We start from the raw sequence: 12,894 nt of genomic DNA, 5'->3' as shown, positions 1-12,894 counted from the left end.
GGCTCAGAAGCGCGCGCCGCCCAGACTTCCCTCGTGCTGCCACTCGCAGCGGACTTTAATATCTCCCGAACCCGGCTGGTGATAGCTGGTATCCGAGTCCCAGGTAAAGGTATGGGTCCCGGATAGCTCGGTTTCCAAGTGCACCGCCACCGACACCCAGTACATCGACTGCAACAGCTGCTCAAACTTGGCGACCCACTGCTCCCATTCGTACTCGATGGCGCGATAGGAGGCGCCGAAATGGATCACCTGGGTTTGATAGGTGCTGGCTTCCGTCGGCATGCTGCCGGTCGCAGCAAACATTTCGCGGGACAAAAAGGGCCAGTCATCCATTCCGGGAAGCGACTTGATGGCGCGCTGGTTGTGCTTACGGCGCAGCCACATCTCCCGGTCATTACCAAACGGCAAGTCCTTGATACAGCCATAGACGATCGACTCGTGATCCACGCAGCCCTCTCCTTGTATTCCAAAATTCCGCGCTCTGACCCGGCAGCGGGTTAAACAGCAACGTCCGAGACCAGGCCATCCTGCCCACCGGGTTCTACATTAGCTCAACGATACCCAAAACCCATCCTCAGTGGAATGCGGCAAACATAAAAAGTCAGAACCAGTTAAAAAAACCACCCTCGAGACTGTCCTGACAACCGCGTAATTGCGCACCATAATCGCTTGCCCGGCGTTTTACCTTACGCGAAACACCGATTAACCAGGGTTTGCTTTTATAGGTACCCCGACGATAACCGCCCCAGCCTTCGTGATAATTCAGGTATTGCAGGTCGGCGTGCCACTTGGAGACACCATTCACCTGGTGCGTCTTCCATGTGTACCAACCAATAAAGTCCACCGCATCGGCAAACTCATCGCGATCCGCTCCCCAGCTACCCGCCTCTTTCAGGTAATCGTCCCAGGCCGGTGTTTGCGCCTGGGCGTAACCATAGGCCGATGAGGGGCGCGGCCCGGGGATAAAGCCCAGATACCAGGTGCGCGGCGGTTGCGCATCGTGCACAAAGCGGGACTCCTGGTGCATGATCGCCATCATCACCTGGATGGGCGTTCCCCAACGCTCATTGGCATCTTGGGCCGCATCGTACCAATCGTCCTGTTCGCGGAAAATAGCGCAGATATTATCGGTATTGCGCGGTGGCGAGGTGGCGCAACCACTCAACCCCAATAGCATCAACAGCAACGCCATAAGCGCCAAGGGGGCACGAGCCACAGGCCTCATCCTTGCCCCTCCAGTTCCGCCAAGCGAGCGACAAAAGCGGATTCATCCAGTACCGGTATCTGCAACTGCTCGGCTTTGGTCAGTTTGGACCCGGCCTTCTCTCCGGCAACCACAACGGTGGTTTTGGCCGACACGGAGCCCGCTACCTTGGCACCGAGTGCCTGCAAGCGGCTCTTGCCTTCCGGACGCCCCATACTGGTGAGAGTTCCCGTCAGCACCCAGGTTTCACCCTCCAGCGGCCTTGAATCGGGATTAACCTCCATAGCAGGCCAGCTCACCCCACGTGCTTGCAGCGCCTGCAATACCTCTACATTATGGGCCTGACGAAAAAAACGCTGGATATGATGCGCCACGATAGGCCCCACATCGTCCACCTCGAGCAGCGCCTCCTCACTGGCTTCTTGCAACGCCTCAAGGGTAAGAAAATGGCGCGCCAGGCTCAGTGCCGTCGCCTCACCCACCTCTCGAATACCCAGGGCATAAAGGAAACGCGGCAATGTAGTGATCCGTTTTTTATCCAGTGCATCGAGAAGGTTTTGTGCCGATTTCTCACCCATGCGGTCGAGCCCACAGAGTTGCTCCAGACTGAGGCTGAAAAGATCCGCAGAGGTCTGGATCAGCTGCTCATCGACCAACTGTTCTACCAGCTTGTCACCGAGGCCCTCTATATCGAGCGCCTTACGAGAGGAGAAGTGCTTAATCGCCTCTTTGCGTTGCGCACCGCAAAAAAGCCCCCCGCTGCAGCGTGCAGCGGCTTCGCCCTCCTCGCGCTCCACCTCGGAACCACAGACCGGGCATGCGCGAGGCAATACAATAGCGCGGGCATTGTGTGGGCGACGCTCAAGGACCACCTTGACGATCTGGGGAATCACATCCCCTGCACGACGGATCACCACGGTATCACCTACCTGGGCATCGAGCCGCGCTACTTCGTCCATGTTGTGCAAGGTCGCGTTACTGACCGTTACCCCCCCGACAAACACCGGGTCGAGGCGCGCGACCGGAGTCACGGCACCGGTACGACCGACCTGAAATTCGACATCGAGCAATCGTGTCATCTCCTCCTGGGCAGGAAACTTATAGGCGATGGCCCAGCGCGGCGCCTTGGAGACAAACCCTAACCGTTGCTGCAACCCCAGCTCATTCACCTTGAACACGATACCGTCAATCTCATAGGGGAGCCGGGGGCGTTTGATGGCCAGCTGCTCGTAGTAGGACTGACAGGCATTGGCGCCCTCGACGACCGCCATTTCAGCGTTGATCCGTAACCCCCAACCATTGAGTAGTTTTAGTACGTCACTGTGTTTTGACGGCAGTTCAAAGCCACCGACCCGGCCGATGCTGTAACAACACATCTGCAAGGAGCGGGTAGCGGTGATACGGGGGTCGAGCTGGCGCAAACTGCCCGCCGCCGCATTACGGGGATTTACAAAGAGCTTATCGCCCTGGGCTCGCGCGCGTTCGTTGAGTGCCTCAAACCCCGCCTTGGGCAGATAGATCTCCCCTCGAACCTCTAACAGCGGTGGGAGCCTGTCGCCGCGTAAGCGCAGCGGAATCGACGCGATGGTGCGAACATTGGCGGTGATATCCTCACCGGTGCTGCCATCGCCCCGGGTGGCACCTTGAACCAATACCCCGTCCTCGTAAAGCAAGCTAACGGCGATACCGTCCAGCTTGGGCTCACAGGCAAATTCTATCGGACTGGTGCTCCCAAGGCGGTCTTGCAAACGCTTCTCGAACGCCTGGAGTTCGTCTGAACTAAAGGCGTTATCAAGCGACAGCATGGGGAGTTCGTGCTTAACCTGGGAGAAACCCGCCAAGGCCTGACCACCGACTCGCTGGGTTGGGGAGTCGTCACTCAGCAGCTCTGGATAATCCACCTCAAGCTGCTGCAGGCGACGCATCTGGCGATCATATTCAGCATCGGGCACCGAGGGGTCATCGAGGACATAGTAGCGATAATTGTATTCGTTTAACTGCTCACGCAGCTGCGCAACCTCCTGCGCTGGCGAACGGGTATGAGTCATCGGTTATCTCGTCGAAGTGGCCTGTGGTCGCCGCAATTAGCAATCCGCTTTGTTAGCGATTTCGTTCGCGGGTCAACTGACGGCGCTCAAATTCTGTGATGCGTTGCTTGCAATGGGCCAGGGTTTGCTGGGTCATCACACTGCGACTCTCATCCTTAAGCTCTCCACCCAGCTCCCTCGCCAGGGTCTGCGCTGCGGTTGCCATCATCTCAAACGCCTTGAGGGGTTCTTTCGGACCCGGCAACCCCATAAACAGGGTAACCAGTGGCGTCTGCAATTGATCCATATGATCAAGGTCAAAGCTACCCGGTTCTACGCCATTGGCGAGGCTAAACTGCACCGCCCCCTCCCCATTAAACTGTTCATGGCGATGAAAAATACTCATCTCACCATACTTCATGCCATTTTCGAGCAACTGCTGCAGCAGCAAATCACCGGGGAACATCTGCCCATTGCGAGCGATCACATTGATCACCACAATCTCCTCTGCGGGGGGGCGCTGCTCAACTTCTGCATGGGGTGCAGGTTCAACCACCTCAGGGGTGGGTTTAGCTTTGGGCTTGGGTTTAGCTATGGGTTTGGATTGCTGTGCCCGAGGCGCGGGCGCCGCGGCGTCACGGGATGGGGCATCAACCTCCATCAATACCGGTACCGGCTCATCGAGATTTAGTGGCACCTGCCCCAACGGCAAAACGGGTTCAGTCGTCAGAGGCTCGGAGTCATGCTGGGGTTCCACTGCGGATCCTCTGGAAGCCGGCTCGACAACAGGCTCCCGTGTCACCCCAGCGGCGATTTCGGGTTCGCTATCGAACGGGGCCTCCAGGCTCGGTTCGGTAAACCCGGATTCGGCAACAAAGGGCTCCGCCTCGGCGCTATAACCGAGGGTCTCATCAAGGGCGGACCCAAATGCCTCGTTTCCTTCAACCTCCTGAGATGGTTCCTGAGGCGGCGCTGGTTTAACTGAGGACTGGCGGGGAGGCGGCATAAACAGGGGGTCGTTTTCCTCCTCAGCTGCCGCGCCCTCAAGGTCTGGTGCCTTATCACCCGGGCTCAGAATCACCCGCGCCCCGCCGTTGGGGAGTTCGTTGTTAAAATCTTCGTCGCCATCGCCAAAGGAAAATTCAAGATCCTTGGGACGCCTGCGGGCCGCTCGCATGCGCCGGTAGCCATCGGCCAAAATACCCAGAATCAACACTACGGCTACAGCAACCAGCCAGCCACGCACACCCATATCCATCTTGTTTCACTAACCCCTGTTCAGTCATAGCGGGATAACCATCCCGACATACAGCAACGTTCCCTGATTGGCCAAACCACTCGTACCTTTACCACCGTTTTTGTAGTTCAGGATCAAATGTTCGCCGGCAATCCACGCGCCTCGCCCCCCTGCCGAGCATGCACCCATTATCGGACAGCACCCGATAAAACTCAAAAAGATCTGTTGCCTAAATTTGAGCCCAGGCCAGCCTTTAGACCGCGGCCAGAGCAGCAGCCTCCTCGATATCAACAGAAACCATCCGCGACACGCCGGGTTCGTGCATCGTCACCCCCATTAGCTGGTTGCCAGCCTCCATCGCAATTTTGTTGTGGGTGATATAGATAAACTGCACGGACGCCGACATCTCCTCTACCATGCGGGCGTAGCGTCCCACGTTGGCATCATCCAGTGGTGCATCCACCTCATCGAGCATACAGAAGGGTGCCGGATTCAGCTGGAAGATAGAAAACACCAGCGCGATGGCCGTTAACGCCTTTTCGCCACCCGAGAGCAGGTGAATGGTGCTGTTTTTCTTGCCCGGGGGTCGAGCCATGATCGTCACTCCGGTATCGAGCAGGTCGTCGCCTGTCAGCTCCAGGTAAGCATGGCCGCCGCCGAACACTTTGGGGAAAAGTAACTGTAGTCCGCTATTGACCTTTTCGAAGGTTTCCTTAAACCGGCTACGGGTTTCCCGATCGATGCGGCGAATGGCATTTTCCAACGTCGTTAGCGCCTCTACCAGATCGTTGTTCTGTGCATCCAGATACTCTTTTCGCTCGGCCTGCGCCTTGTATTCGTCGATAGCCGCCAGGTTGATCGCTCCCAGGCGCTGGACGCGATTATCCAGGCGCCGCAGCAGGTCTTCCCATTCTGTTTCAGTGGCATCATCGGGCAAATTTTCGAGCACCGTCGGCAGATCAAACTGCTCCTCTAGCAACTGCTCCTGCAGCGTCGTTCTATGCACCTGCAGCGCTTGCCAAGCCATCCGAATATGTTCCAGTTGGCCACGCAGGGTCGTTGCATGCTGTTCCGCTTCCGAACGCTGTTTCTCATGCTCGCGCATCTCGTGATCCAGTGCTTCAACCTGACGACGGGACTCCGCCAGCTCCTCTTCGACCAGGACCCGTTGCTCCAGCAGCTCTTCGAGCACCAACTTATGCTCTTCAACCGGCTCATCCGCCTGGTTAAGGCCTAACTGCAACTGCTCCCTCCTCTCCCGAAGCTGCCCTACCTGGTCTTGCAGTCGCTGCTGGCCACCCAGCGTCGCGTCCAGTTGGGTGCGAATGGACTGGTAGCGCAGCTGCAACTGGTGGCTGCGGTCCTTATCATGACGGGAGCGCTGACGAGCTTCGTCAAGACGCGAACGATTGTCGTCCCGCAGACGCAGCAACTGCTCACGCTGACCGGCATCCGTCTCCATCAGATCGAGAGCCTCCTGCAGCACCAGGCGCGCTTCACCCAGTTTTTCCTGCTCCAGCTCCTGCTGCTCACGAATCTCTGCAAGTTCGCTGTCTATCCCCTCGCGGCGCGTGGCGACCTGCTCGATACGGACTCGCTTGGCACTCAGTTCGGCGCGAATTTCACTTTGACGGCGCCCCTGCTCCGCGATCGCCTTCTGCAGGGATTCACGCTCTACTTCCGCTGATTTCAGACTGTCACGATGCTGTTGCAACTGCTCGGCGAGGGTCTCCACTTGCTCCTGCCCTGAGGTGATCTGGAGCACCAGCTCTTCCAGCTCCTGTTGCCGCTGCAATACACCCGCTTGCTGATCCTCATCCCGAGCGACCCGCAGCCAGTTACTACCCACCCAGACTCCATCGCGCGTGATGATCGACTCGCGGCCTTTCAGTGAACCGCGCTGCGCCAGGGCAGCGGTGAGGTCATCAGCAACCAGAATCCCCTCAAGTAACCCATCGAGGGCGGTATCGGAAGTCACTTTACTGAGCAGGCTGTTAGCAGCAATCTCGCCTGGGGATGCCCCGCCACGGCGGCTCTCAAACGCCGTCAGGGTACCGGCATCCAGTTCTCCCAATAGCTCGACCAGTGGGTCCAAACCATCGACACAGACCGCTTGCAGGGTGTCGCCCAACACGGTTTCGAGGGCTAACTCCCACCCCTCCTCCACCTGAATCTTCTCCGCCAGGCGCGGGTGTTCTGCCAACCCCTGCTTTTCCAGCCAGCTGCCAAGGCTTCCGCGCTGTCCAAGGGCGGCCTGCTGCAGCGCTTCCAACGAGGCTCTACGCCCTTGCTGGCTTTGCAGACGAGTACGGCATTCATCCAGCGAGGTGCCGGTTTGCTGGATACTCTCGCGCTGCTGCTCGATCTTTTCCTGTAGTGCTTCGTGAGCCACCTGCTGATCATCGCCCGCCATCTCCAGCTCGGATAGCTGCTCGGCGAGGAGTTCCAGCTCCTCTTCAGCCTCGCCAGCACTGAGCTCGTCGCGCTCGTCCTGCAATCGGCGCAGGCGTTCACCCTGACGGGAAACCACCTGCTCGATATGCTGGATTCGCGACTGTTCGACCTCCGCCCGCTGGCGTGGCTCGGAGGCTCGCTGGTTAAAACTATCCCACTGCTGTTGCCAGTCCTGCATCGCCTCTTCGGCGCTTTCCAGGGTCAGCGTGGCCTCCTCCTCGGTTTCCCGCACCAGCTCAACCTCGGGTTCCAGCTCCACCAGTTCGGCTTCCAGCCTCTCGACCAACGCCACATCGGCTTCAAGATGGCGAGTCGTATCCTCCCAGCTTTTGTCCACCTGCTGCAGGTCTTCGAGTAACTGCCGTGAACGCTCGCGGGTATGCTGAATGGTTTGCTCCACACGGGCAATCTCGCCCCCCACGCTGTAAAAACGCCCCTGCACCTCGTTGAAGCGATCCGTCAGCTGGGTGTGATCATCGCGCTTCTTCTCGATGGCTGCGTCCATGGCACGCTGGTCGGCCACAAACGACTCCATACGCACCTCAAGGTCACGAATAATCGCCTCTTTCTCACCCACTTCCGTATCAATCGAGCGCCAACGCAGGGCGCTAAGCTGGGCCTTTTTGAGCCGTTCGTCGGCTTTATACTCTTTATACTTTTCGGCCGCCTGGGCCTGGCTCTGAAGATGGTGCAGCTGGCGTTCGAGCTCATCCCTCAGGTCCGTGAGTCGTTCAAGGTTTTCGTTGGTGCGCCGAATTCGATTTTCGGTATCCCGGCGCCGCTCCTTGTATTTGGAGATCCCCGCCGCCTCTTCGATAAATACCCGCAGATCTTCCGGCCGGGATTCGATCAGGTTGGAGATGATGCCCTGGCTAATAATGGAGTAGCTGCGTGGCCCAAGACCGGTGCCAAGGAAAATATCGGTAATATCCCGGCGACGACACTTGGTGCCGTTCAGGTAATAGATATTTTTGGCATCCCGCGTCACTTTACGGCGTACCGAGATCTCGGCAAACGCGGCATACTCGCCCCGTATGGTACCGTCACTATTATCGAACACCAGTTCGACAGAAGCCTGCCCTACCGGCTTACGCGCGTTTGAACCATTAAAGATAACGTCGGTCATCGATTCACCGCGCAGGTTCTTGGCGGAGCTTTCCCCCATTACCCACCTTACGGCGTCGATGATATTGGACTTCCCACACCCGTTAGGCCCTACCACAGCGCACATATTGCTGGGAAACTGCACGGTGGTCGGATCTACAAAGGATTTGAATCCGGCGAGTTTAATACACTTGAGTCGCATGCTATCTAATGGTCCTGAATCTGCAAAGGCCCGCTTGCAGCCACCTTCCCCGAGGTGCCACACGAGCTCTTATCAAGTGGATCAGTTTACACGCCAGCAACGGTGAGTGGAACGAACAATTGGAAAGCACAGGGCCAGTTTCGCTCCGGCCCTGCAGTACGGTTACTCGCAGGAATTACTTCCCTTGCAACAACTGGTTGAGCCGCTGGCGCTCCTCTTCGTTGAGGTCATCAGCGAATACCGCAGAGTCCCCACTTTCTGTCTGTGTCGCTACTTTCTGCTGACGGTTTTTGCGCAACAACCCGCCCAACATAATCAAGCCGATCAGAAGAAACAGCGCTGGACCGCCCCACAAAACCAGGGTTTTGGTGCTGAAAGGAGGCTTATAAAGTACAAACTCCCCGTACCGATCCACCAGGAAATTCACCACTTCGTCGTCGCTCATCCCCTCTTCGAGCATGCGATAAATCTCACGACGCAAGTCGTTGGCAATGGGCGAATTGGAGTCTGCAATATTCTGGTTCTGGCACTTGGGGCAACGCAGCTCTTCGGTCAACACGGAAAAACGCGCCTGGCGATCGGGAGTGCTGAATTCGTAGGTATCGATAGCCGCCTGGGCCTGGGGCACCAGCAGAGCGATCACCAGCATCAATGCACGTACTATCATCCCTATCCCTCCTCCCTGCGCAACTGCTCGACCAGCGGCTTGAGCGTCGTTTCCCAAAAAGTCTTATCAACCACGCCTACATGCTTGTAGCGAATTATCCCCTTACGATCGACCAGATAGGTCTCGGGAGCGCCGTAGACCCCGAGATCGATCCCGAGGCGGCCATCGGCATCCTCGATGCTGAACACATAGGGGTCGTGCAGCTCCTTCAACCAGCGCAGCGCCTGATCGCGCTCATCCTTGTAGTCGACGCCGTAGATAGGTATCCCCTCATCCCGCGCCAATTCAACCAGATAGGGGTGCTCCACACGGCAGGCGGGGCACCAGGTCGCCCACACGTTCACCAGCGACACATCTCCAAGCAGGTCATCGCGGGTAACCGTGCGGGTCGGATCTTTTACGGTGGGAAGGGAAAACTCCGGAAACGGCTTATCGATCAGGGCCGAGGGGAGAATCTCCTTCTGCATAAATAACCCTTTGTAGAGAAAGCCCGCCATCACCATAAAGATGATGAGGGGAATAAATAGCTTTAAACGTTTCATCCAGATTCCTTAACGGTTAAGCGACGGCGGAGGAGGACGCAGGGCCGGCAACGCGGCCCTCAGCTGCCTTCTCACGTAAACGATAGCGGCGGTCACAGGCAGCGATCAGGCCACCAAGAGCCATCAGCAAACCACCAAGCCAAATCCAGCGTACAAACGCCTTGTACTGAATACGCACGGCCCATGCACCATCGCCCAGCTCTTCTCCCATCGCCAGGTAAAGGTCGCGGTTGAGGCCCGGATCAATAGCCGCTTCGGTCATTGGCATCTGGGATACTGTATAGATCCGCTTCTCGGGCGTCATGGTCCGATACAAGCTGTCACCACGGTAAACCTCGAATACCCCCTCATCGCCCTCATAGTTAGGGCCGATCAGATGGCGAGCGCCCATAAACTTAAAGGTGTAGCCAGCGACTTCGTGGGTGTCACCCGGCTCCATGCGCAGGTCACGCTCGACGGTATAGTGGCTGGTCAGCACCGCGCCTACGATGGCCGCAGCGAGACCGAGGTGGCCCAGCACCATACCCCAATAGACGGGCTTCAATGATCTCAGGCGCGCAACGATCCCGGTCTTATTGCGGGTACGGGTCATAACATCCTGCAGGGTCACCAGGGCAACCCAGAACACCAGCGTCATCGCGAGCAATACGGAGAAGTAGAAGTTATCGCCATACAGCAGGCTAAAGACCACTCCCAATACCACGCTCAACAGCAGCGCGCGCTTGAGTTGAGCCCAGAGATAATCAGCCGGTGTCTCCTTCCAGCGCGAGATCATGCCCACACCCAGGGTGGCCGCCATTAACGCCACCAGGGGTGTAAACAGGGCATTAAAATAGGGAGGCCCCACGGAGATCTTGCCGCCGCCGACGGCATCCAACAGCAGCGGGAACAGGGTTCCTAGCAAGACCATGGCCGCAGCCACCGTCAGCAGGATGTTGTTCACCAGCAAAAACGCTTCGCGGGCGCTCCAACTGAAAGTGATCTTACTCTTCACCTCCGGCGCCTTGAGAGCGTATAGGGTCAGCGAGCCTCCGATCACCAGCAACAGGAACATCAGGATAAAGGCACCCCGAGCCGGATCGGTGGCAAAGGCGTGCACCGAGGTCAGCACTCCGGAACGCACCAGGAAGGTTCCCAGCAGACTGAGTGAGAAGGCAAAAATCGCCAGCAACACGGTCCAGCTCTTGAACACGCCGCGTTTTTCAGTCACCGCCAACGAGTGCATCAATGCGGTACCCACCAACCAGGGCATGAAGGAGGCGTTCTCAACGGGATCCCAGAACCACCAGCCGCCCCAGCCAAGCTCGTAATAAGCCCACCAGCTACCGAGAGCGATACCGAGGGTCAAGAAGGCCCAGGCCACGTTTGTCCAGGGGCGAGACCAACGTGCCCAGGCAGCATCCAGGTGCCCACCCAACAGGGCGGCAATAGCAAACGCAAAGGCCACCGAGAATCCCACATAGCCCATATAGAGCAGGGGGGGATGTATAATCAGGCCGACATCCTGCAGCAACGGATTAAGGTCGTTCCCATCCACCGGGTGGTTGGGCAGCAGTCGATCAAATGGGTTGGAGGTCAACAGCATAAACAGCAGGAAACCGATGCTGATCATACCCATCACCGAGAGCACCCGCGCCATCATCTCGCGGGACAGGCCCTGACTGAAGATCGACACCGCGAAGGTCCAGCCAGCAAGAATGACGACCCACAACAGCAACGAGCCTTCGTGACCACCCCAGACCGCACTGATCTTGAACTGCGTCGGCAACAGACTGTTGGAGTTTTGCGCCACATACTTCACCGAGAAGTCATCTGCCACAAAGGAGGTAGCCAGGCACACCAGGGCAAATGCCAAAAAGCTGAACATCCCCCAGCTGAGGGGGCGCGCAAGGGTCATCCACTGGCGGTTACCCGTGTAGGTACCGGCTAGCGGTACCACCGCCAGAAGAGCCGCAAACATCAGCGACAGTATCAAGGCCATATGGCCAAATTCCGGGATTATCGTTCCCATTTCATTCATGTTACACACGCCTCCGGCGTTTCAGGTTATCGCTATGCTCTTACGAGCACCTAGCTTTCGGTTGACTTGGCGGGGTGACCCGCCTTATCGATCGCTTCTTGCACCTCGGGAGGCATATAGTTTTCATCGTGCTTGGCCAGAACCTCGACCGCTTCGAACACACCATCGGCGCGCATCGATCCCTGGGCCACGATCCCCTGCCCTTCTCGGAACAGGTCCGGCAGGATGCCAACGTACTCCACGGGTACACTTTCAGCACCATCAGTGATATCAAAACGTACCATCAAGCTTTGCGAGTCACGGTCCACGCTGCCGGTAACCACCAGGCCACCACCACGAATTCGCTGCCCTACGGGGGCTTCGCCTTCGGCGATCTGGGTAGGAGAGAAAAACAGGTTGATATTCTGTTGCAGCGCCACCAGCGCCAGACCGACGGCGGCGGCAACGCCAAACACCAAAAACAGAACGATAATCAGGCGTTTTTTACGAATTGGATTCATGACTACTTGGCCTCTCTGCGCAAACGGCGCTTCATATCAACGATAAAATTCTTGCGAATACGCAGTGGACTCCAGACATTAAAGACCACCACCAAAACCGCAATAGCGTAGCAGGCCCAAACATAAGGACCATGACCACCCATTTCGATAAAACTCGCGAAGCTGTCAAAATACATGGGTTACCTCAATCAGACATCACGTTGGACGATTTTCTTCACCCAGTTGGTACGATTTTCTCGAATCAGCACTTCGGTGCGCAGACGCATCAGAAAAACCAGGGTAAAAAAGCAATAAAAGGCTGCTATTGATAGCAACAAGGGTATTAGCATTTCGGTGGCCATCGCCGGTCGTTCGGTAACGGTCAGGGTCGCGGGCTGGTGCAGGGTATTCCACCATTCCACGGAGTATTTGATGATCGGAATATTCACCAAACCTACCAGGGCAAGGATTGAGCTGGCCTTGGCGGCTGTATTTTCGTTATCGAATGCTGCCTGCAGGGCCATGAACCCAAAGTAGAGGAACAGCAACAACAGCATGGAGGTTAATCGTGCGTCCCATACCCACCAGGTGCCCCAGGTCGGTTTGCCCCAGATAGCACCGGTCAATAACGCCAAAATGGTAAAGGAGGCACCGATGGGCGCACTGACCTTGGCCGCCATATCCGCCACTTTCATCTTCCAGATCAGCCCGATGGCACCTGCAATCGCCATCATGATGTAGCAAGCCTGGGCCAAAAAGGCGGAAGGCACATGAATAAAGATAATACGGTAGCTGTTGCCTTGCTGGTAATCCGCGGGGGCATACGCCAACCCCCATACCATGGCAGTGGCCAGCAGCAGCACACTTGCCAGGCCCAACCAAAACATCCATTTATCGGTGATGTCGTAAAACCACTTGGGCGAACCCATTTTGTGAAACCAAGTCCAGTTCATCGTTA

General features: G+C 57.2%; 11 protein-coding genes. All 11 read right to left on the bottom strand.

Translation table 11 applies throughout. The features are described from left to right. Positions 1-3: 3 nt before the first annotated feature. The gene (locus ACP3PW_RS11265) at positions 4-447 is read right to left on the bottom strand and encodes a hypothetical protein (protein ID WP_426416791.1); all 444 of its coding nucleotides are present in this window, start codon (positions 445-447) and stop codon (positions 4-6) included. A 154-nt stretch (positions 448-601) separates the two neighbouring features. Next, the gene (locus tag ACP3PW_RS11260; protein WP_426416790.1) at positions 602-1,216 is read right to left on the bottom strand and encodes a hypothetical protein; all 615 of its coding nucleotides are present in this window, start codon (positions 1,214-1,216) and stop codon (positions 602-604) included. Between the two features lie 5 nt (positions 1,217-1,221). Beyond that, entirely contained in the window at positions 1,222-3,252 is a 2,031-nt protein-coding gene (gene ligA, locus ACP3PW_RS11255; RefSeq protein ID WP_426416789.1) for an NAD-dependent DNA ligase LigA, read from the bottom strand. A gap of 52 nt (positions 3,253-3,304) precedes the next feature. Continuing rightward, positions 3,305-4,489 carry a cell division protein ZipA gene (zipA, locus tag ACP3PW_RS11250; RefSeq protein ID WP_426416788.1) on the bottom strand — a complete coding sequence of 395 codons (1,185 nt, stop codon included), beginning with the start codon at positions 4,487-4,489 and terminating at the stop codon, positions 3,305-3,307. A 232-nt stretch (positions 4,490-4,721) separates the two neighbouring features. Next, entirely contained in the window at positions 4,722-8,228 is a 3,507-nt protein-coding gene (gene smc, locus ACP3PW_RS11245) for a chromosome segregation protein SMC (protein ID WP_426416787.1), read from the bottom strand. 175 nt (positions 8,229-8,403) lie between these two features. Continuing rightward, complete coding sequence (locus ACP3PW_RS11240) at positions 8,404-8,895, bottom strand: cytochrome c-type biogenesis protein (RefSeq protein ID WP_426416786.1); 492 nt, start codon at positions 8,893-8,895, stop codon at positions 8,404-8,406. Positions 8,896-8,897: 2 nt separating this feature from the next. Further along, positions 8,898-9,437: a DsbE family thiol:disulfide interchange protein gene (locus ACP3PW_RS11235; RefSeq protein ID WP_426416785.1), complete on the bottom strand. Its 540-nt coding sequence runs from the start codon at positions 9,435-9,437 to the stop codon at positions 8,898-8,900. 16 nt (positions 9,438-9,453) lie between these two features. Continuing rightward, a complete protein-coding gene (locus ACP3PW_RS11230) occupies positions 9,454-11,439 on the bottom strand; it encodes a heme lyase CcmF/NrfE family subunit (protein ID WP_426417040.1) in 1,986 nt (661 codons plus the stop codon). A 68-nt stretch (positions 11,440-11,507) separates the two neighbouring features. Then, entirely contained in the window at positions 11,508-11,957 is a 450-nt protein-coding gene (gene ccmE / locus ACP3PW_RS11225) for a cytochrome c maturation protein CcmE (protein ID WP_426416784.1), read from the bottom strand. A 2-nt stretch (positions 11,958-11,959) separates the two neighbouring features. Continuing rightward, entirely contained in the window at positions 11,960-12,133 is a 174-nt protein-coding gene (gene ccmD, locus ACP3PW_RS11220; RefSeq protein ID WP_426416783.1) for a heme exporter protein CcmD, read from the bottom strand. 12 nt (positions 12,134-12,145) lie between these two features. Continuing rightward, entirely contained in the window at positions 12,146-12,889 is a 744-nt protein-coding gene (locus ACP3PW_RS11215; RefSeq protein ID WP_426416782.1) for a heme ABC transporter permease, read from the bottom strand. Positions 12,890-12,894: the final 5 nt, after the last annotated feature.

Origin of the sequence: Aestuariirhabdus sp. LZHN29, assembly GCF_049985285.1 — a bacterium.
Lineage (GTDB): Bacteria > Pseudomonadota > Gammaproteobacteria > Pseudomonadales > Aestuariirhabdaceae > Aestuariirhabdus.
Note: the sequence above shows the minus strand (reverse complement) of the source record. Positions and strands in the feature narration are given on the sequence as shown.